The organism is Parasphingopyxis sp. (assembly GCF_052168295.1).
Lineage (GTDB): Bacteria > Pseudomonadota > Alphaproteobacteria > Sphingomonadales > Sphingomonadaceae > Parasphingopyxis.
Map to the genome: position 1 here is coordinate 1 of NZ_JBQLZN010000059.1, position 16,977 is coordinate 16,977.

Consider the following 16,977-nt stretch of genomic DNA (forward strand, 5'->3'; position numbering starts at 1 on the left):
CCACCGACTCGTCATTGCGAGCGCAGCGAAGCAATCCAGAGCAGCTAACGATTTCGCCTGCAGCTCTGGATTGCCACGTCGCCTGACGGCTCCTCGCAATGACGATTTAGGCGAAGGTGAAGAGGTTACGGCCGCCCTCGGCGCGCACCGTAACTTTCCGCCCGAACGGTGTACCCTCCTGCAAGACCGCCAGCGTTTTCGCATCCTCGGGCGCTGCGTTCGCGGCGATCCGCGCATCCTCGTCCGTGCGCGCGATGACCGTCGCAACCGTCCCGTGCTTGCCGGGCACGATCGTATAGGTGTCGACCACGGCTTCGCCGACATATTCGTCGCGCACGGCGAGCTTCTCCGCCTGGTCGGGCAGTTTCCGGAAGCGCTCGCCGCCGCTCCAGTCGGCGGCGCGACGGGAATAGATGCCGGTCGCATATTTGCTCATAAAGCCGCCATTGGCGCCGACCAGCGCATAGGAGTCTTCGTCGGCGCGCACCTTCTGCACGGCCTCGGCAATTGCGTGCGCCGAGTAATTGTTCCCCGCCCCGCCGAAAAAAGGCAGCCCGCCGGTCAGCGTCAGGCCGCGCGGATCGTCGGGCGCGATGCCGAACGCCTCGGTGATATTGGTCACGGCAATCGCGAAACAGCTGTAGAGATCGAAATAGCCGATCGCATCCATGTCGATCCCTGCCATCTCAAGCGCGTCGCGCACCGAGGCGATCGAGGCCGGGCTCACCGCCATATCCGGGCGTTCGAGCACCGAAAGCTCCTTCGCATCGGTGACAGCATGGATGTGCACCCATTTCTCTTCGGGCACGCCGAGCGCGCGCGCCTCGCCAGCCGAGGCGATCAAGATCGCGGCCGCCTGGTTCACCTGGTCGCGCGCGACCGTCATCCGCGTATAGGGTTCGGCGACGATCCGGTTCCGCTCGGTGACGGTCGCCAGTTCTTCCGCCGTCCGCGCGACGGGCGCAGCGGCATAGGGATTGCGCGCCGCGACTTTGCTGAACGGCGCGAACAGCTCGCCAATCTCCCGGCGATAGGCGTCCAGCCCCATGCCCCGTTCCGCGCGCCGGGCATTCTCGAACAGCGCATAGAGCGAGATCGGCGTGACAAGGCCATGCGCGATCAGTGTCTTGTCCAGCAGGCCGCGCATGCCGAGACCGCGATCCTCGAGGCTCCCATCGACCTCTTCCGACCAGTCCGGTTTTTCGCCGGCCTTGCCCAGCGTCAGCACCGTCGAAATCGCTTCGGAGCCGACGATCGCAGCGACTCCCGAGCGGCCCTCTGCAATATCCGCCGCCAGTTCGCCGACCAGCTTTTGCGGCCCCTGCCCGCCGACGATTTCGAGGATCGCGCGCTCCGGGTCCGCGCCGACGCGCTTGCCATAGGACCGCGGCACATTGTTGGACTTGCCGAACGGCGCGACGGCGCCGGGCGTCGAAATCTCGAACTGGCGAATGGCGGCAATCGTGTCGATCGCGGCAGCGACATCGCCATCCGCCCCGCAGTCGGCGATCGCCGCACCGAGCGCCTTGCCGCCCAGATCCATCGGCGAGAGCGCGGCATAATCGGCATCGTCCGGGCGTTCGGCATACTGGCCGACACCGATAATTAGGGGCGTGGAATCGGGAATGGCGGTCATGATGTCTCGTCTGTCCTGCGAAAAAGATTTCGGACGGCCTAGCCGAGCGCGGCACGCGAGGAAACAGCTTGGCCGCGGTCGTCAGCCCGTGATGCTGTCCGCCTCGATCAGCAGCACCTGTACGTCGGCGATGCCTTCGCGCAGCTTCTTCGCCTCGGCATATTCCGGCGAGTTCCAGAAGGCCTTGGCGGCCGCCTTGTCCGGCCATTCCGAAATGACCATCGACGCGCCATCCCCGAAATCGCCTTCGAGCAATTCCGCGCCCGGACCGCGCAGCAGATATCTGCCGCCGAATTGTTCGACGAGTTTGCCGGCGGCGGCGCCATAGCCCTGGATAAAGGCGCCGCGATCCTCGATTTTCGCGGTGACAATCATATAGGCGGGCATGGCGATTCCTTAATCAAGAGGGCTCGGCGGATAGGCGAAGATGCGATCGGCGATCGGCGCGTTCACGACCGTTTCGGTCCAATAGACGGTGTTCGAGACGACACCATTGTACGACAGCGTGACCGTCCCGGCCTGCACCCAGTTCGGCTCCGTCAGCGTGGTGAAATCGTCATAGACGCGCATATGCCAGCCGCGCGGCGTCGCGAATTCCATCGTGCGGATATAGTGGCTTTCCTGATCGATCCCGAAGATCGTCTCCGCGCCGCCCGGATCGGTGATGCGGATCTTATAGATATCGTGCCCGTTCGAATTGCCGTCGGGGATGCGGGTCAACGTGAAGCCTTCGCCCAGCGCGCGCCGGATGATCCCGAAGCCGAAGGCCGAGGCCCAATAAGCGTCCGCCTCTTCGCGCGGCATGATGCCGTCCTGCGTCCAGGTCGTCTCGCCGTCATAGCCGACCTCGAACATGACCCCGTCGCCCATGCCCGCGCGGATGCGTACCTTGCCCTGTGCATTATGGCTCGCGGTGCGGTCGGGATCGAAGACGCGCCACATGCGATAATCGTCGGACCGGGCGCGCGGTTCGGCGCTGTCGGGACCGTAGAACACGGCATGGCCGGAGAGCTGGAGCGTCGAGGGATTGAGCCAGTCTTCGCCGCCCGCCGCCGCGGTCGCGCGTTCGAGGATCGTACGCGCATCGGGCGCCGGCCCGTCCTGCGCAAGCGCTGGAGCGGTGAACAGAAACAGCAGCAACCCAATCCAGTGACGCATCGTCGCGATCCTCCCGCCCATACTCTTTGCCGGATTCGCGAGGGCTGTCAAAATTTGTCCGGACAGATTTGCATTTGTCGCCCATCGCTATAGCGTGCAGGCACCGCAGAGGAGGGCCGATCATGCGTTTCATCCCGATATTGGCAGCTTTCGCTGCGCTTCCGACGGCCGCCGCCGCGCAAGACCTCGCCGACCTCGTGCCAGGCACCTATGCCAATACCGAACAGGTCTATTTCCAGGGCGAGGCGGGCGAACCGCAGGATCGCTGGATCAGCCTGCGATTCAGTACGGGCGATGATGGCAGCATGCGCCTGCATTCGATCGATCCGTTCGGCGAGCCGCTCTACGGCGCGGAGGGCCAGCCGGTGACGATCGAAGCGCGCGGCGAATTCACCGCGCTGACCGCCGGAGACTGCACCCGGCTGATGCGGCCCGAGGGCGCAGAATTCGTGCTGGTAGGCAGCGAAGGCGATTGCGACGGCCTGCCGGTGCGCATGGAGCGGGTCAGCGCGTCGGGCATGACCTTCAGCTGGCCCGACGGGCGGATGATGGAGATGCGCCGCGCCCGGCCCGTCTCCTGCTGGATATCCGTGCGCAAGACGGAGCCCGTGGCCGAGGGCGAGAGCGAATGGACGTTCGATAACGGTCTGATGATGCACGATCAGGGCGGCCGCATCCGCGCGGGTGGCGGGGACAGCGGCGCGCCGATAGCGATTATCCGCATGCGAAACGTCATCTGGCCGCCGCCGACCCGCAACCGGCCGAGCCTCGTGCTCTACGTCCACACCGAAGACGAGCCCGAGCGCGCGGTCTCCTATAGCTGGGCCGATCCCGGCGCGGAGCGGATCGGCATCAACTTGCGCTGGATGCAGGCGAGTTGCACGGTGCAGCAAACGGAAGAAGGACCGGACGCATGAGCGAGCGACGCGCGGAAATCACGAAACATGGCGGGCCCGAGATCATAACCTGGCAGGATGTCGATCTCGGCGATCCGGGCGAAGGCGAGGTGCGGATGCGTAACAAAGCCGTTGGCCTGAACATGATCGACACCTATCACCGCAAGGGCGTTTATCCGGTCGAACTGCCGAGCGGACTGGGGCTGGAAGCGGCGGGTATCGTCGAGGCCGTGGGGCCGGGCGTGAGCGACTTCAAGGAAGGCGACCGCGTCGTCACTTTCGGCCCGCAGCTCGGCGCCTATGCGACCGCGCGCAATATGCCTGCCAACCGGCTCTTCGCGATTCCGGACGGCGTGGCGGACGATGTCGCGGCGGCGGCCTTCCTCAAGGGCTGCACGACCGAATTTCTCGTCGAGCGCTGCGGCAAGGTCGAGGGCGGTTGGCCCGTCCTCGTCCATGCAGCCGCTGGCGGCACGGGGCAGTTGCTCGTCCAATGGCTCAAACATCTGGGCGCGGAGGTGATCGGTACGACCAGCAGCGCAGAAAAGGCGGAGAAAGCCAAGACGGCGGGTGCCGATCATGTGATCCTCTACACCGAGGAAGAGGTCGCGCCCCGCGTCCGCGAGATTACGGGTGGCACGGGTGTGCGCGTCGTCTTCGACGGCGTCGGCAAGGCGACCTGGGAGGCGTCGCTCGATTCGCTCGCCCCGCGCGGCCTGCAGATCAGCTTCGGCAATGCGAGCGCGCCGGTCGGCGACACCAATCTGGCGATTCTTGCGCAGAAGGGTTCGCTCTTCACGACCCGGCCGACTTTGTTCGACTATTATTCCGATCCCGCCGAAGCGCGCGCCGGGGCGGCGCGGCTTTTTGCGCTGCTCGGCGAAGGGGTGCTCAGCGTCGATATCGGTCAGACCTATCCGCTCGAAGAGGCGGCGCAGGCGCATCGCGATCTCGAAGCGCGCAAGACGGTCGGCTCGACCGTTCTCCTCCCCTGATGGCGCATATCGAACCGCTTGCGCCGGACCAACTGCCCGATGGGCTGCGTGAGCGGCTGGCGGAAGCCGAGGCCCGCATGGGGTTCGCCTCGAACGACATTATGACGATGGCCCGCTGGCCGGAGCTGCTCGGTGCGCTTGAAGGGTTGATCGCGACGATTTACGGCTCGCCGGAGGTCGATCTCGGCCTCAAGCGGCTGATGGCGATGGTCGCGAGCAGCGCCGCGGGTTGCCGCTATTGCGAGGCGCATACCGCGCATGGTGCGGCGCAAATGTCGGGCGTAGACGGCGAAAAAGTCGCGGCGGTATGGGACTACAAGACGAGCGATCTGTTTTCGGACGCCGAGCGCGCGGCGCTCGACCTCGCCTTCGCCGCCGGGCAGACGCCCAATGCCGCGACAGAAGCGCATTTCGAAGCGCTCCGGCAGCATTGGAGCGAGCGGCAGATCGTCGAGATGATTGCGCTGCTCGGCCTGTTCGGCTTCCTCAACCGCTGGAACGACACGCTCGCAACCCCGCTCGAAGACGCCCCGCTCAGCTATGCGCTGGAGAATTTTGGCGGCGACTGGTCGGCGGGGAAGCATGCAAGCGGCCAAAAAGAAACCCGCTCGCCCTGAGCCTGTCGAAGGGCTGTACTTCTTTTTCGATCTTTGAAGGCGAAGGGCAGGGCTTCGACAGGCTCAGCCCCAGCGGATATTTTCATCGAGTTCTTCACCAAACCTTGCCGCCGATCCATTCGCCGGCCGCAGGTAAAAAGGGACGCACCTCCACGCTTTCCCAGATATCGGCGCTCGCGTACGGATCGCGGTCTAGCAGCTCGCGGGCTTCCGCCTCGCTTTCCGCATCGAAGATCAGCATCGAGCCGATCGTATTGCCGTCAGCATCGCGCACCGGCCCGGCGACCCGGATCTTGTCCATGATCGTCTCGATATGCGCGAAATGCGCTTGCGCGAGCTCCTTACGCAGCCGTTGCGGCTCCGGACCCGGATGATCCGTGCACCAGGCGATATAGGCGGCTTGCGGCGCAACCTTGGTCATCTTCCTGTCTCCACCAGTTCGAGCAGTTCGCCGGCCGGGCCGATAACCGTCGCGGCGCGGCGGTCCTCATAGAGCGGGCCGGATCGCAGCGCAGGCGGCGCAATCCACTCGCAATCCAGCGCGCCCAGATCGTCGGCCGCCAGCGTCACCAGCGCATTGCTGGGGGGCAGCATACCATCATGCCGCGCCCGCGCGGTCGCTTCGGCCGGATAATCGTCGACCTCGACGATCGGCAGCCGGTCGTTCTGCACCATGGTGAGGTCCGACTGGGTGCCCGGCGGCGCACCGAACGCGTCGTTTATCATCGTATATTCAAGGCGGTAGGTATCGCCCTCGTCGAGGCCGAGCGTCTCGCAATACCAGGCGACGGTCCCCGCCCGGTCGGGCGTCGCGAGGATGACGATAAAGATATGGTCGGTCAGCGACCCGGCATGCGGCAGGTCCGAAGACGGCGTATTCTCGCGCACCTCGTTCAGATAGACCATCTCCCGGCCGCGCCCGAGCACCTGCATCGGCACGAAATAAGGGAGGCCCTCCAACTCCTTGGGCGGCCCGACGATATCGAAGCCGCTGCCCTGCAGCCGGTCCGGCCAGCCGAACACGTCTTGGACCGTTAGCTCATAAGCGGCCCAGCCATAGGTTCGCGTGGGCCTGAAATCGGGATGATCGGGCTGTTCGACGAGCCGGATGAAACAATGCGCGCCGCTTTGCGGTTGCAGGATCGCCATCGGCTGCCCCGCGCTCGCCGGTACACCCCAGCTCGCGGCCAGATCGTCCGGCAGCGGCCCGCGTTCGATGAGCTTCAGGCCGAGCGTCCCTTCATAATCGGCCAGCGCCATGTCGAGATCGGGCGTCGTGACGACGCCGCCGAGAATGGATCCGTGTTTCAAAACTGCGCCTTTCGCTTCTCAAGAAAGGCGCTGACGCCCTCCTTGAAGTCCGTGCCCTCGAAGGCCGCATCGAATTGCGCGGCGGTCTCCGCATCGTCGTCCGCCTGCCCGTCGAGGATACGGCGGACGATCGCCTTGCTCGTGCGCTGGCTGTGCGGCGAGACCGACGCCATCGTCTCGGCCAGCGCCGTCGCCTCGGCATGGGGATCGTCGGCGAGGATCGTGACGAGCCCGATCCGCTGCGCTTCCTCGGCCGACAGCAACTGGCCGGTGAACAGGATGCGCTTCGCTTGGGCCGGACCCACGAGATCGACGAGCAGCTTGGTGTCGTGCAGCGAATAGACGAGGCCGAGCTTCGCAGGCGTGATCCCGAAGCGGGCGTTGGGCCCGGCGACGCGCATGTCGCAGGCGATTGCGATCCCGCAGCCGCCCCCGATGCAATCCTGGTCGATCACCGCCACGGTCGGCTTAGGCGCACGGGCAAGATCGTGCTGCACCTTGCGGATCGCGGCCTGATTCTTCGCGCGCCAATCGGCATCCTTCGCCCCGGCCGCGAATTCCGCGATATCGGCGCCTGCGCTGAACGCGCTCTCCCTCTCGCTCGCGCTGACGATCATCACGCGGATAGCCTCGTCGTCCATCGCATCGGCGAGCAGGTTCGGAAACAGCTCCCACATGTCCTGCGTAAAAGCATTACGCTTGTCCGGCCGGTCGATCAGCAAGCGCGCGATCCGGCCCTCTTTTTCGAGGCGCAGCGTCATGCGGGCTCCACCTTGGCGAAATGCTGCGCGATCGCGTGCCGCGTCGTTACCCAGACATCCGAGTGGGCGCGGACATGTTTGAAGAATTCCTCGAGCGCCCAGATGCGGCCCGGCCGGCCGATGATGCGCAAATGCAGGCCAAGGCTCATCATCTTCGGATTGCCCGCCTCGCCCTCGCGATAGACCTGGTCGAAATTGGCCTTGGCATAATCGAGCCATTGATGCGGGGTCAGCGCCGGGTCGGTCCACATCTTCATATCGTTATTGTCGAGCTGATAGGGGACGATCACGATCGGCTTTCCGGGCACCGTTTCGCGATCCCAGAACGGCACGTCGCCCGAATAATCGTCCATATGATAGGCGAAACCCTCCTCGATCAGGAGCCGCCGCGTCTCGTCCGTATGAAAATAGCGCGAGAGCCAGCCATAGGGGCGGACACCGACCGTATTCTCGATGGACGCGACGGCCTTGCGGATGAACTCGCGCTCGGCGTCTTCGTCGAGCTTGAACTGATGGACCCAGCGCCAGCCGTGGCTGACCGGCTCATGCCCGAGTTCGGCGATGGCTTCGGCGATCTCGGGATGGTTTTCGAGGCTCATCGCCGCGACCGTCCAGCTCGCCATGATGTCATAGTCGCGCAGCAGCTTGACGATGCGCGGGGCGCCGGCCTTGATGCCGTAGAGATAATTGCTCTCATTGCCGTAATTGCGGATCGGCGCGCGGATATGGATGCCGAGTTCGTCGACCGGCTCCATCCCCTTGTCGCCGCGCGCGACGGTCATTTCCGACCCTTCCTCGACATTGACGACGACGCTCAGCGCCATCTTCCCGCCGTCCGGCCAGTCGATCCGTTCTTCCTGCATCGTCTTCACACCTTTTCCATTATCGCGACGGGCGTCCAGCGCTGGGCGCGGCGGTCGAGCCGCGCGTCCAGCAGCTCGCCGTCCAGATCCATCGGCGCGGCCTGGGCGAGAAAGGCCGCGCTGTCCTCAAGACAGCCGACATGGATTACGCCACGCATACGCCCCGCGATTTCGCTGACCGCCGCCATGAGGACGCCGCAGGTGGCGCAGACGAGGAAATCCGCCGTCTTCGTCCCAAACCTGTAGCGGGTGACGGGCCCCGCCATGCGGATGTCGGCCCGGCCTTCCGGGTCCGACGTCCATGACGCGTTCTGCTTGCGGCAATAGCTGCACTGGCAGGTCCGCGCGCCGAGATCGGCCGGCGATTTTTCGCTCGCGAAATCGAGCGTCAGCGCGCCGCAATGGCAGGACCCGGCATAGCGCGCCATCAATGCATTTCCTCTCCGCCCGACACGTTGAGCGCTTCGCCGGTGACATAGATGGCTTCGTCGCTGGCGAGCCAGGCGCAGGCCGCCGCCGTATCGCTCGGCAGGCCGGGCCGCCCCATCGGATTGCGCGCCTTCATATTCTCCAGATAGGCCTCGACGCTCGGGAAACCGAGCAGTTTGGAGAAATATTCGTTCTGCTTCTGGCCGAGCCCGGTCGTCACATGGTTGGGGCACACGGCGTTCACGGTGATCCCGTGCCCACCCAGCTCCAGCGCGGTGGACCGGGTCAGCCCGACCATCCCGTGCTTCGAGCTGCAATAGGAGGCCATGTGCGGAAAGCCGGTCTTCGCGGCCTGGCTGGCGATATTGATGATCCGCCCGCCCCCGCCTTTCGCGACCATCGCCTTGGCGGCCGCCTGTGTGCAGTAGAAGGCGCCCGAAAGATTGACCGCGATGACGGTCGCCCAGTCCTCGGGCTTCACGTCGAGCATCGGGGTCATCATGAAGCCGATGCCCGCATTGTTGACCATGATGTCGACGCCGCCGAACCGGTCGACCGCGCCATCGACCAGCGCGTCGCATTGCGCTGGATCGCTGACGTCGCAGGCGATCGTCGCGACCTCGGCGCCGCGCCCGCGCAGTTCCTCAGCCACGCCTTCGGCCTCGGCGTCGATTGCGATGTCAGACACGACGCAGTTCGCGCCATCATCGGCGAAACGCTGGAGAATGCCCTGCCCCAGCCCCTTTTCCTTGCCGGAACCCGTCACGACGATCGTCTTTCCTTTGAACTTCATGTGTTCGTCCTCTCGTTCCGTAGCCCCGAGCCTGTCGAAGGGCGCTTTTCAACCGATAGACGCCCTTCGACAGGCTCAGGGCTAACGGAGGTTATGCGCCACCTCTATAAATCTTCGGTCAGGATGAATTGCGGATTGTCCGCATAATCCTGGAACGGCGCGGCCGCGGCCTGGAACTCTTCGGTCGAGATATCGGCGACGAAGGCGTCCATGTCGTTGACGTCGATGATCTCGAAATAGTCATAGGCCGGCTTGGCGCTGTTGTCGCCGAACACACCCGTCGCCTTGTGCACGGTAAAGCCGTCGACCGATCCGAGTGCGTTGACGCCGGGAATATCCCGTGTCTTCGCCCAATTCTCATAGTCTTCGACGCTCACCCCGTCTTTCAGGTTGAACAATACGATGATCCGCATGTCTGTCTCCTCTCGTTTCTCAGAATAGATCGGGCAGGCGATAGCCGTCCAATTGCAGGTCCAGCCCGCGCGCCAGATCGAACAGTCCCGCCTCGTTGCCCGCCGCGCCGATCAGCTGCACCGCGACAGGCAGGCCGTCGTCATCGGCGCCGGCTGGGATACTGATCGACGGCAGGCCGGCGATATTGGCGAGACAGGTGAAATCGGCCTGGTTGACCGGGGCCTGTTCGCTGTGCGGGAAGGCGGCCTGCGGCACGGTCGGCAGCAGTATCGCGCCATGCGCATCGACCGCGGCATGCAGCGCCTCGCGAGTCCGCGCGAGCACCGCCGCGTCCTCGGCGAGATCGGCATCCGAGCGCTTCGGCCCGATATCGATCAGATATTTGAGATTCTCCGACAGCCCGTCCGGATCGGCGGCGCGGAGATCGGCCAGATGATCGTGCAGCGCGCGCGCGGCGCGGATGAAACCGGCGAAACGGATGCGCGATAGCGGATCGGGCAGCGCGAATGTCCCGCGCGCGTCGAGCAGGCCGGCAGCCTTCTCATAGACGGCGACGACCGCGGGCTCGCATTCGACATCGCCGAACCCTGCCAGCGTGACCGGCGTCCCGATGCTCTGCGGATCGGCGAAATCGATCAGTTCGCGCGCGACGATTTCGAGATCGCTGAGCGAACGCGCCAGCGGGCCGATCGCATCGAACGATCCCTCACAGATTTCGAGGCCGTGCTGCGAAATCGCGTTGTAGGTCGGCTTGAGCCCGTACACGCCGCAATAGGCGGCGGGCACCCGGACCGAGCCCAGCGTGTCGGTGCCCAGCGCCGCGACGCAGAGGCCAGCTGCCACCGCCGCGCCGCTGCCGCCCGAGGAGCCGCCCGGCGTATGGCCGATCCGGTGCGGGTTCTCCGCCGCGCCCAGCCAGGGATTATCGGTCTTCGCGCCGAGCGCGGCCTCCTCCATATTGAGCGTGCCGAGGACGATCGCGCCGGCGTTGCGCAGGTCGGCGACGACCTTCGCATCGGCCGCGGCAACGCAATCCTTGCGCGCCTTGATCCCGGCACTCGTTACCAGCCCCTCGACATCTATATTGGCCTTGATCGCCACCGGCACGCCCTCGAGCGCGCGCGGCGCGGCGGACAGAATCTGCCGGTCGCTTTCTGCCGCCGCCTGCATCGCGCCCGGCTCGTCCAGCTCGACAAAGGCGTTGAGATCGCCGTTCAGCGCCGCGATCCGCTCGAACGCCGCTTCCACGACCGCCGACGGCATCGCCTCGCCCGCACGATACAGCGCGAGCAGGCCGGCAATGCCGTGGCGATGGAGCGGTTCGGTCAAAGCTTCCTCTCGTCGATCAGGCGGATCGGTTTCTGGCGGACGTCGATCTGCGTGTCCTTCGCGGTATCGCCGACGCCGACCATGTCGATATCGACCTCGATGCCGAGCCCACGCTTGAGGATCTCGCCGATCTCGCCCTCGTCCGTGCCGCCCCGGCTTTCCATGACCACGCACATATGGTCCTTGCCGCTGTCGTCGCGCGTCACCCGGCAGACATATTCGCCGGTCAGGTCCGCGCGGTTCTCGATCAGCGCGCCGATCGCGTGCGGGAAGATGTTGATGCCGCGCAGCTTGACCATATTGTCGCTGCGGCCCTTGAAGCCCGAAATGCGCTTGAAGACCATACCGGTATCGTTCGCGCCCTCCAGCTCTTCCGTCACGTCATGGGTGTTAAAGCGGATACAGGGCGCGATATCGTCCTTGAACAGGCAGGTGACGACCATGTCGCCGGTCTCGCCCGTTTTCACCGGCGCGCCCGTATCGACGTCGAGCAGCTCGAGATATTGCGCGTCCTCCCAGACGTACAATCCGTTACGGTCCGGCCCCTCGCCTGCGATCGAACCGGTATCGCCGACGCCATACCAGTCATAGGCCTTCGCGCCGTGCCAGGCGTCTTCGGTCGAGGCGCGGTCCTCGGTACCGAGATGACCGATGATCATGCGCAACCTGATCCGGTCGAACAGCTTTTCGGCCTCGGCAACTTCGGCGAGCTTGCGGACATAATCGACGAAGCCGACCATCACGGTGACGCCGAAATCGGCCATCAGATTGACCTGGTTGACCGAGCGCGTCTCGATTCCGGTCCCCGCGGAGAGGAACAGCGCGTTCGTGTAATGCGTGACGGCCTCGCGGATATAATGGCCGCCATTGATCATCCCATGGCCATAGACCGACTGGATCACGTCATCGCCGGTAAGCCCCATCCAGCGATACATGCGCCCGACGAGCAGGTTCGTGACCTCGCGCCCCTTGGGCCCGAACATCAACGGCTGCGGCCGGCCCGTCGTGCCGCTCGTGGTATGGAAGATGACGGGATCGCTGTCCGGCCCCTCGGCGCGCCCGTCGAAATCGCCATAGGGCGGATAATCGTTGACCGAGGCCATCAGGTCCGACTTGTCGTATACGGGCAGCTTGCCGATATCCTCCAGCCCGCCGATATCGCCGGGTTCGATGCCCTTGGCGCCCCAGAGCCGCTGGTAGAAGGGAATTTCCCAGCCGCGTTTCATCAGCCGTTTGAACTGCGCATCCTGGATCGCGTGCAGTTCGTCGCGCGACATGGCTGTGTAGCGGGACACGAAATCCTCGCCGACCGGATAATCGGCCAGCATCTGCCTGGCGTCGAAGGCCTCGAAATAGGTGGGAAAGCTCATTGCGGGTCCGTTGCGTAGCCTAAGGGGTCGTCGAAGAGCCGCGCGTCCGCATCGAGCGATGCGAGTGTGCGGCAGAGATCATATTTGGCGCTGGATTGCTCAGCGCTCATCGGCGCTTCCGGGCTGCCGAGATTGCCGGTGATGGTGCGCGCGACATGGCCGCCATTTTTGAGCGTGATCGTGAGCTGTTGCGGCCCGAGCGCGTTGGGATCGGGATTGTCGTCGAGCCGGACCGTCACCTTTTTGCCGAGCGCAGAAAGCGCGGGATCGGCGAACTGATCGGCGGTGAAACAGGCCGGATTGACGATGCCGTCGCGCAACAGCAGCGGCACGAGAAAGGCGAGGCAGAGCCGCGCGTAGCTCGGCGCCATGTCCGGCATGTATGGCCGCCCGACGAGACGGTTGATCAGCGGCGGCGCGGCGACATCGACGCTCTCGACCGTCTCGGGATCGAGTTCGCCCGACCGGATCATGTCGTCGATCGTGCCGAGCACGCCATGGCTGGCCCGACCCGAGGGAAAGGGTTTGATGCTGACCTCTTCGATCAGCCAGCGCGCGCCGATCGCATCTGTGTAGCGCGGCAGCCTTCCGGGCTCGAAGAGCGCGAAATAGCCGAACGGCCCTTCCAGCACATGGTGCGGCCCGTCCATGCCCGCTTTGGCAAGATCGACCGCGGTGATCGCGGCGCGCGCGGCATGGGCGATCTGCAGCGGCAGCGCGACCGAGGCCTCGACATGCGCCTGCATCGTCCCGGCGGCCTGGCTGTAGGCGAGGCCGAGGACATCGGCGAAACGGTCTGCATCCAAGCCCTCGAGCCGTGCGACGGCCATTGCCGCGCCGATCACACCCGCCGTGGCCGGGCGGAAGAATTGCATGGCGCCGGTCGCGGCGACGCCCATGCCGCTCGCGATATCGACGCCGACCGCAAGCGCGGCGAGAAAGGCATCGGTATCGCTCCCGCCTTTCCGGTCCGAGGCCGCTAGCAGCGCGGCCGTGACGACCGACAGCGCGTGCACGACCGCCGGTTCGTGCACCGCATCCCATTCGAGGCAGTGGATCGCGAAACCGCTGAAGAATGCGGCGGAGGGCGCACACAGACGCTCGTCGAGCCCGATGAGCCGGACATCCTCGCCGCTGCACCCGCCCCAGCCGCGCACCGCGTCGAGCACGCGCTGCGCCTCGTCCGACGCCGCACCCGCAGCGCCGCCTGCTAGCGTATCGGCGAGCAGGCGAACCGCGGCTTCGCGCGTGGTTTCGGGCAGCGCGTGATCGGCCGCCGCAAAGTCGAGAAGGCGCTGCGTCGCGGTCATCCAAGCCAATCCTTCAGCAGTGTGTCGACGGCTTCGGCGCTATCGCCGTGCAAGGCGATCTCCGCCGCGCGATCCGCTTCCCCGGCGTCGAGTCCGCCCCAATCGGCAAGACTGCGCATCTTGGCGACAATCGCGTCCTCGCTGACAGGCCGTTCCGGATCGCCCAGCGTATCGACGAGTTCCAGCCCGTTGACCCGCGCGCCGAAATGCGCGGGATAGCGCGCGGTGATCGCCGGGTCCTCGACCGCACTGACCTGCGCGCGCAGACCGGTGAGTTCGGCGATCGCCGCTTCAGTGAAATCCGCCGGCTCCGCCTTGCGCCCGTCGGCCACGACCGCCACGGCATGCTGGAGCGAGAATTTGGCGTCGAGCTCGGTCACCGGATCGGGCCGGTCGCAAAAGGCCAGTGCATCGGCATAGGTCTCGACATAGAAGGGCGGCGCAAGCTTTCCCGCCGCGCGCAGCTCCATCGCCACGTCGATGGCGGGATGCGCATGGCGGCAGGCGGCAAACGGCTTGAAGCTCACTTGGTGGATAAGCCAGCTATCGCCATTCTCGGCCAGCACACCCGGTTTCTTGGTCATCGCTGCGAACAAGCCTTGCGGCCCCTCCAGCAGCGCAGCCGGGCCGGTGATACCGTTGAATGCCGCCAACGCCGCGTCGCACCCCGTGCTGACCGCATGATAGACATGCCATTGCTTGGTCATCACATCGTCATGCCGCATATGCCAGAGGCCGCCGCTAACCGAGCCCGCATTGGCCAGCGCCGATACCATCGTGTCGCGGCTGAAGTCCCAGTGCGAACCGGCCGCAGCCGCCGCACCGAACACGCCGGCCGTCGCGGTCGGGTGCCACAGGCTGTAATGATGCGCATCGAGCGCACTGCCGATGGCGATCATCGCCTCATAGCCGCGTATCGCGGCGTCCAGAACATCGGCAAGCCTTTCCGGCGCACCGTTCAGAGCCGCGGGCCAGACGACCGGGCCGGGGTGCAACAGAGCGGTGCGATGCACATCGTCCATCTCCAAGACATTGCCGAGCAGTGCGGCGCCGGCGAGCGGCATGGAAAGCAGACCGCCGCGCCCCGCCACGTCGCTTTCCCGCGCGCCTGCGACACAGGCCAGCCAGTCGAGCAGGTGCAGCCGGGCGCGCTGCCTATCGCTTTCGCCGACAGGCCGCGTTAGTCTTTCCGAAAGTTGCGTCAGCAGCGGTTCGCTCATACAGCCACCGCTCTGGCACGCCGCCGCAGAGGGATTGTTTCTTGTCCGACGCCATCACCAAGCCCCGCTACGTCCAGCTCGCCGATTCGCTGCGCGCGGCTATCCTGCGCGGCGATCTGAGCGAGGACGGGCAGTTTCCGACCGAGACGGAACTGTGCCGCGAACACGGGGTGAGCCGCTATACGGTGCGCGAGGCGCTGCGCCGGCTCGTCGCCGAAGGGCTTATCCAGCGCAAGCGCGGATCGGGCACGGTGATCCAGCCGGCGGCGGCGCGCGGCGGCACGCTGCACCAGCCGCTCTCCAATGTCGGCGAGCTGCTGCAATATGCGCGCGACACGCAATATGATTTCAAACCGGTGGGGCTGACGAGCCTGCCGCGGCGCATCGCCGACCATGTCAGCGGCGATACGGACGGGGACTGGTTCCAGTTTCAGGGCGTCCGCACGCGACTTGGCGATCCCAAGCCGATCGCGATCACCGACGCCTATGTCCATGGCGACTATGCCGAAGCCGCGGCGGAAATCCGGTCCTCCCAGGTTACGATTTTCCGCCAGCTCGAAGAGCTCGCCGGGGTCAAGGTCGCCTATGTGACCCAGGATATTCAAGCCGTCGGCGCCAGCGCCGATATCGCCAAGGCGCTCGGCATTTCGCGCCGCGCGCCCACCCTGCGCATCCTGCGCGCCTATCGCGACGCGAAGAACCGGATTTTCGAGATTTCGGCCAGCCATCATCCCGGCGACCGCTTCGCCTATTCGATGCATATCGACGCCGAAGGCTGACCCGCTCATCCGTGCTCGTCCAGCTCGGGCGCGGGCCCCATCGGCCGGCCCGCCGCCTGTTTGAACCGGATAGCGGGCGCGATCTGATGCGCACCGTCCGCTTCGACCAGCAGCCCGCGTTCGGCGACGAGGTCGCTGGCCAGCGCCTCGCGAAAATCGAGCACCGGCGAGAAGGCGACATCCTTGTCCGCGAACCAGTCGACCCATGCGTCGCGGGTTTTCGTCGCGAAGGTTTGGGCCAGAAAGGCGCGCAGTTCGGCTTGCGGTTCGCCCGCTTCGGCTTCGCCGAGCGGGATCAAATCCGGCCGGTCGATTGCGGTCAGCAAGTTTCGGACGAATTTCATCTCGCGCGCGCCGAGCGCGACATGCCGCCCGTCCTTCGTCGCATAGACATTGTAGAAGGCCGCGCCGCCCAGCGAGCGCTGCGATTGCGAGCGCGGCGGTTCGCCGCCCGCGATCGCGCCGCCCGCGATATGCGCGCACCAGGGCAGCATCGCCTCGAACATCGTCGCGTCGATATAGTCCCCGCGTCCGGTCTTCTCGCGCCCGATCAGCGCCATGAGGATCGCCGAAAGCGCGGTGAGCCCGGCGGCCATATCGGCCGCGGGCACGCCGGGGACGACGGGCGTCCCGTCCGCGCCGTCATTGACCGACAGAAAGCCAGTCAGCGCCTGCACCGCGAGGTCGTGCGCCGGATGATGGGCCATCGCCCCGTCCTGCCCGAAGGCCGATATCGAGCAATAGACGATGGCCGGATTGATCGCGGACACGGCGGCATAATCGAAACCGAGCCGTTGCATAACACCGGGACGGAATCCCTCGACGAACACATCGGCCTTCGCGACGAGCTCGCGCAACCGCGCCACGCCCGCCTCGCTTTTGAGGTCCAGCACTATGCTTTTCTTGCCGCGATTGAGATTGCGGAACCAGACCGACTGGCCGGCCTCTTCGGGCGCCATCTGCCGCGCCGGATCGCCCGCAGCGGGTTCGATCTTGATCACCTCGGCGCCCTGATCGGCCATCATCATCGTCGCCATCGGACCCGGCAGGAACAGGGACAGGTCGATCACCGTTATGCCGTCGAGCTGCCCCATCG

The 16,977-nt window shown here is 65.5% G+C and carries 19 protein-coding genes; 4 read left to right on the forward strand and 15 right to left on the reverse strand.

Annotated elements, in window-relative coordinates; all coding sequences use genetic code 11:
* Positions 1 to 106: 106 nt before the first annotated feature.
* The 3 genes from ACTS1Z_RS09875 to ACTS1Z_RS09885 form a co-directional block, all read right to left on the reverse strand.
* Complete coding sequence (locus tag ACTS1Z_RS09875) at positions 107 to 1,636, reverse strand: acetyl-CoA acetyltransferase (RefSeq protein ID WP_442624288.1); 1,530 nt, start codon at positions 1,634 to 1,636, stop codon at positions 107 to 109.
* An 81-nt stretch (positions 1,637 to 1,717) separates the two neighbouring features.
* Positions 1,718 to 2,023, reverse strand: coding sequence for a DUF1330 domain-containing protein (locus ACTS1Z_RS09880; RefSeq protein WP_442624289.1), 306 nt, complete (start codon positions 2,021 to 2,023; stop codon positions 1,718 to 1,720).
* Positions 2,024 to 2,032: 9 nt separating this feature from the next.
* Complete coding sequence (locus tag ACTS1Z_RS09885) at positions 2,033 to 2,794, reverse strand: hypothetical protein (protein ID WP_442624290.1); 762 nt, start codon at positions 2,792 to 2,794, stop codon at positions 2,033 to 2,035.
* Between the two features lie 122 nt (positions 2,795 to 2,916).
* On the opposite strand from ACTS1Z_RS09885, the gene ACTS1Z_RS09890 reads away from it, so the two are divergent.
* The 3 genes from ACTS1Z_RS09890 to ACTS1Z_RS09900 are packed head-to-tail and all read left to right on the forward strand — an operon-like array spanning position 2,917 to position 5,302.
* Positions 2,917 to 3,711 carry a hypothetical protein gene (locus ACTS1Z_RS09890; RefSeq protein ID WP_442624291.1) on the forward strand — a complete coding sequence of 265 codons (795 nt, stop codon included), beginning with the start codon at positions 2,917 to 2,919 and terminating at the stop codon, positions 3,709 to 3,711.
* Positions 3,708 to 4,685, forward strand: coding sequence for a quinone oxidoreductase family protein (locus ACTS1Z_RS09895; RefSeq protein WP_442624292.1), 978 nt, complete (start codon positions 3,708 to 3,710; stop codon positions 4,683 to 4,685). The genes ACTS1Z_RS09890 and ACTS1Z_RS09895 overlap by 4 nt, the downstream gene beginning before the upstream one ends.
* A complete protein-coding gene (locus ACTS1Z_RS09900; protein ID WP_442624293.1) occupies positions 4,685 to 5,302 on the forward strand; it encodes a carboxymuconolactone decarboxylase family protein in 618 nt (205 codons plus the stop codon). The genes ACTS1Z_RS09895 and ACTS1Z_RS09900 overlap by 1 nt, the downstream gene beginning before the upstream one ends.
* Positions 5,303 to 5,396: 94 nt before the next feature.
* Here the strand turns inward: ACTS1Z_RS09900 and ACTS1Z_RS09905 are convergent, their stop codons facing one another.
* The 11 genes from ACTS1Z_RS09905 to ACTS1Z_RS09955 all read right to left on the reverse strand — a co-directional run bounded on the left by ACTS1Z_RS09905 (position 5,397) and on the right by ACTS1Z_RS09955 (position 15,102).
* The gene (locus ACTS1Z_RS09905) at positions 5,397 to 5,723 is read right to left on the reverse strand and encodes a YciI family protein (RefSeq protein ID WP_442624294.1); all 327 of its coding nucleotides are present in this window, start codon (positions 5,721 to 5,723) and stop codon (positions 5,397 to 5,399) included.
* Positions 5,720 to 6,613, reverse strand: coding sequence for a VOC family protein (locus tag ACTS1Z_RS09910; protein ID WP_442624295.1), 894 nt, complete (start codon positions 6,611 to 6,613; stop codon positions 5,720 to 5,722). Before ACTS1Z_RS09910 ends, ACTS1Z_RS09905 begins: the two co-directional genes overlap by 4 nt.
* Positions 6,610 to 7,374, reverse strand: a complete 765-nt coding sequence (locus ACTS1Z_RS09915) for an enoyl-CoA hydratase/isomerase family protein (RefSeq protein WP_442624296.1) — start codon at positions 7,372 to 7,374, stop codon at positions 6,610 to 6,612. Before ACTS1Z_RS09915 ends, ACTS1Z_RS09910 begins: the two co-directional genes overlap by 4 nt.
* Positions 7,371 to 8,237 (reverse strand): polysaccharide deacetylase family protein, encoded by an 867-nt coding sequence (locus ACTS1Z_RS09920; RefSeq protein ID WP_442624368.1) that lies wholly within the window; start codon positions 8,235 to 8,237, stop codon positions 7,371 to 7,373. The genes ACTS1Z_RS09915 and ACTS1Z_RS09920 overlap by 4 nt, the downstream gene beginning before the upstream one ends.
* Before the next feature lie 5 nt (positions 8,238 to 8,242).
* Positions 8,243 to 8,665, reverse strand: coding sequence for a GFA family protein (locus ACTS1Z_RS09925; RefSeq protein ID WP_442624297.1), 423 nt, complete (start codon positions 8,663 to 8,665; stop codon positions 8,243 to 8,245).
* Complete coding sequence (locus ACTS1Z_RS09930) at positions 8,665 to 9,459, reverse strand: SDR family NAD(P)-dependent oxidoreductase (RefSeq protein ID WP_442624298.1); 795 nt, start codon at positions 9,457 to 9,459, stop codon at positions 8,665 to 8,667. The genes ACTS1Z_RS09925 and ACTS1Z_RS09930 overlap by 1 nt, the downstream gene beginning before the upstream one ends.
* Before the next feature lie 104 nt (positions 9,460 to 9,563).
* The gene (locus ACTS1Z_RS09935; protein ID WP_442624299.1) at positions 9,564 to 9,872 is read right to left on the reverse strand and encodes an REDY-like protein HapK; all 309 of its coding nucleotides are present in this window, start codon (positions 9,870 to 9,872) and stop codon (positions 9,564 to 9,566) included.
* A 19-nt stretch (positions 9,873 to 9,891) separates the two neighbouring features.
* On the reverse strand, positions 9,892 to 11,202 hold the full coding sequence (locus ACTS1Z_RS09940) for an amidase (RefSeq protein WP_442624300.1): 1,311 nt from the start codon (positions 11,200 to 11,202) through the stop codon (positions 9,892 to 9,894).
* The gene (locus ACTS1Z_RS09945; protein WP_442624301.1) at positions 11,199 to 12,572 is read right to left on the reverse strand and encodes a phenylacetate--CoA ligase family protein; all 1,374 of its coding nucleotides are present in this window, start codon (positions 12,570 to 12,572) and stop codon (positions 11,199 to 11,201) included. Before ACTS1Z_RS09945 ends, ACTS1Z_RS09940 begins: the two co-directional genes overlap by 4 nt.
* Positions 12,569 to 13,882, reverse strand: a complete 1,314-nt coding sequence (locus tag ACTS1Z_RS09950) for an MmgE/PrpD family protein (RefSeq protein ID WP_442624302.1) — start codon at positions 13,880 to 13,882, stop codon at positions 12,569 to 12,571. Before ACTS1Z_RS09950 ends, ACTS1Z_RS09945 begins: the two co-directional genes overlap by 4 nt.
* Positions 13,879 to 15,102 (reverse strand): MmgE/PrpD family protein, encoded by a 1,224-nt coding sequence (locus ACTS1Z_RS09955; protein ID WP_442624303.1) that lies wholly within the window; start codon positions 15,100 to 15,102, stop codon positions 13,879 to 13,881. Before ACTS1Z_RS09955 ends, ACTS1Z_RS09950 begins: the two co-directional genes overlap by 4 nt.
* 41 nt (positions 15,103 to 15,143) lie before the next feature.
* Between ACTS1Z_RS09955 and ACTS1Z_RS09960 the strand changes: the two genes are divergently transcribed.
* On the forward strand, positions 15,144 to 15,881 hold the full coding sequence (locus ACTS1Z_RS09960) for a GntR family transcriptional regulator (protein ID WP_442624304.1): 738 nt from the start codon (positions 15,144 to 15,146) through the stop codon (positions 15,879 to 15,881).
* A 5-nt stretch (positions 15,882 to 15,886) separates the two neighbouring features.
* Here ACTS1Z_RS09960 and ACTS1Z_RS09965 read toward each other — a convergent pair whose 3' ends face one another.
* Positions 15,887 to 16,975, reverse strand: coding sequence for a CaiB/BaiF CoA transferase family protein (locus ACTS1Z_RS09965; RefSeq protein ID WP_442624305.1), 1,089 nt, complete (start codon positions 16,973 to 16,975; stop codon positions 15,887 to 15,889).
* Positions 16,976 to 16,977: the final 2 nt, after the last annotated feature.

Excerpts from the sequence above, each read along its gene's own strand:
- ACTS1Z_RS09875 (WP_442624288.1), bottom strand. The coding sequence starts at position 1,636 with ATGACCGCCATTCCCGATTCCACGCCCCTAATTATCGGTGTCGGCCAG.
- ACTS1Z_RS09880 (WP_442624289.1), bottom strand. The coding sequence starts at position 2,023 with ATGCCCGCCTATATGATTGTCACCGCGAAAATCGAGGATCGCGGCGCC.
- ACTS1Z_RS09885 (WP_442624290.1), bottom strand. The coding sequence starts at position 2,794 with ATGCGTCACTGGATTGGGTTGCTGCTGTTTCTGTTCACCGCTCCAGCG.
- ACTS1Z_RS09890 (WP_442624291.1), top strand. The coding sequence starts at position 2,917 with ATGCGTTTCATCCCGATATTGGCAGCTTTCGCTGCGCTTCCGACGGCC.
- ACTS1Z_RS09895 (WP_442624292.1), top strand. The coding sequence starts at position 3,708 with ATGAGCGAGCGACGCGCGGAAATCACGAAACATGGCGGGCCCGAGATC.
- ACTS1Z_RS09900 (WP_442624293.1), top strand. The coding sequence starts at position 4,685 with ATGGCGCATATCGAACCGCTTGCGCCGGACCAACTGCCCGATGGGCTG.
- ACTS1Z_RS09905 (WP_442624294.1), bottom strand. The coding sequence starts at position 5,723 with ATGACCAAGGTTGCGCCGCAAGCCGCCTATATCGCCTGGTGCACGGAT.
- ACTS1Z_RS09915 (WP_442624296.1), bottom strand. The coding sequence starts at position 7,374 with ATGACGCTGCGCCTCGAAAAAGAGGGCCGGATCGCGCGCTTGCTGATC.
- ACTS1Z_RS09920 (WP_442624368.1), bottom strand. The coding sequence starts at position 8,237 with ATGCAGGAAGAACGGATCGACTGGCCGGACGGCGGGAAGATGGCGCTG.
- ACTS1Z_RS09925 (WP_442624297.1), bottom strand. The coding sequence starts at position 8,665 with ATGGCGCGCTATGCCGGGTCCTGCCATTGCGGCGCGCTGACGCTCGAT.
- ACTS1Z_RS09930 (WP_442624298.1), bottom strand. The coding sequence starts at position 9,459 with ATGAAGTTCAAAGGAAAGACGATCGTCGTGACGGGTTCCGGCAAGGAA.
- ACTS1Z_RS09935 (WP_442624299.1), bottom strand. The coding sequence starts at position 9,872 with ATGCGGATCATCGTATTGTTCAACCTGAAAGACGGGGTGAGCGTCGAA.
- ACTS1Z_RS09945 (WP_442624301.1), bottom strand. The coding sequence starts at position 12,572 with ATGAGCTTTCCCACCTATTTCGAGGCCTTCGACGCCAGGCAGATGCTG.
- ACTS1Z_RS09950 (WP_442624302.1), bottom strand. The coding sequence starts at position 13,882 with ATGACCGCGACGCAGCGCCTTCTCGACTTTGCGGCGGCCGATCACGCG.
- ACTS1Z_RS09955 (WP_442624303.1), bottom strand. The coding sequence starts at position 15,102 with ATGAGCGAACCGCTGCTGACGCAACTTTCGGAAAGACTAACGCGGCCT.
- ACTS1Z_RS09965 (WP_442624305.1), bottom strand. The coding sequence starts at position 16,975 with ATGGGGCAGCTCGACGGCATAACGGTGATCGACCTGTCCCTGTTCCTG.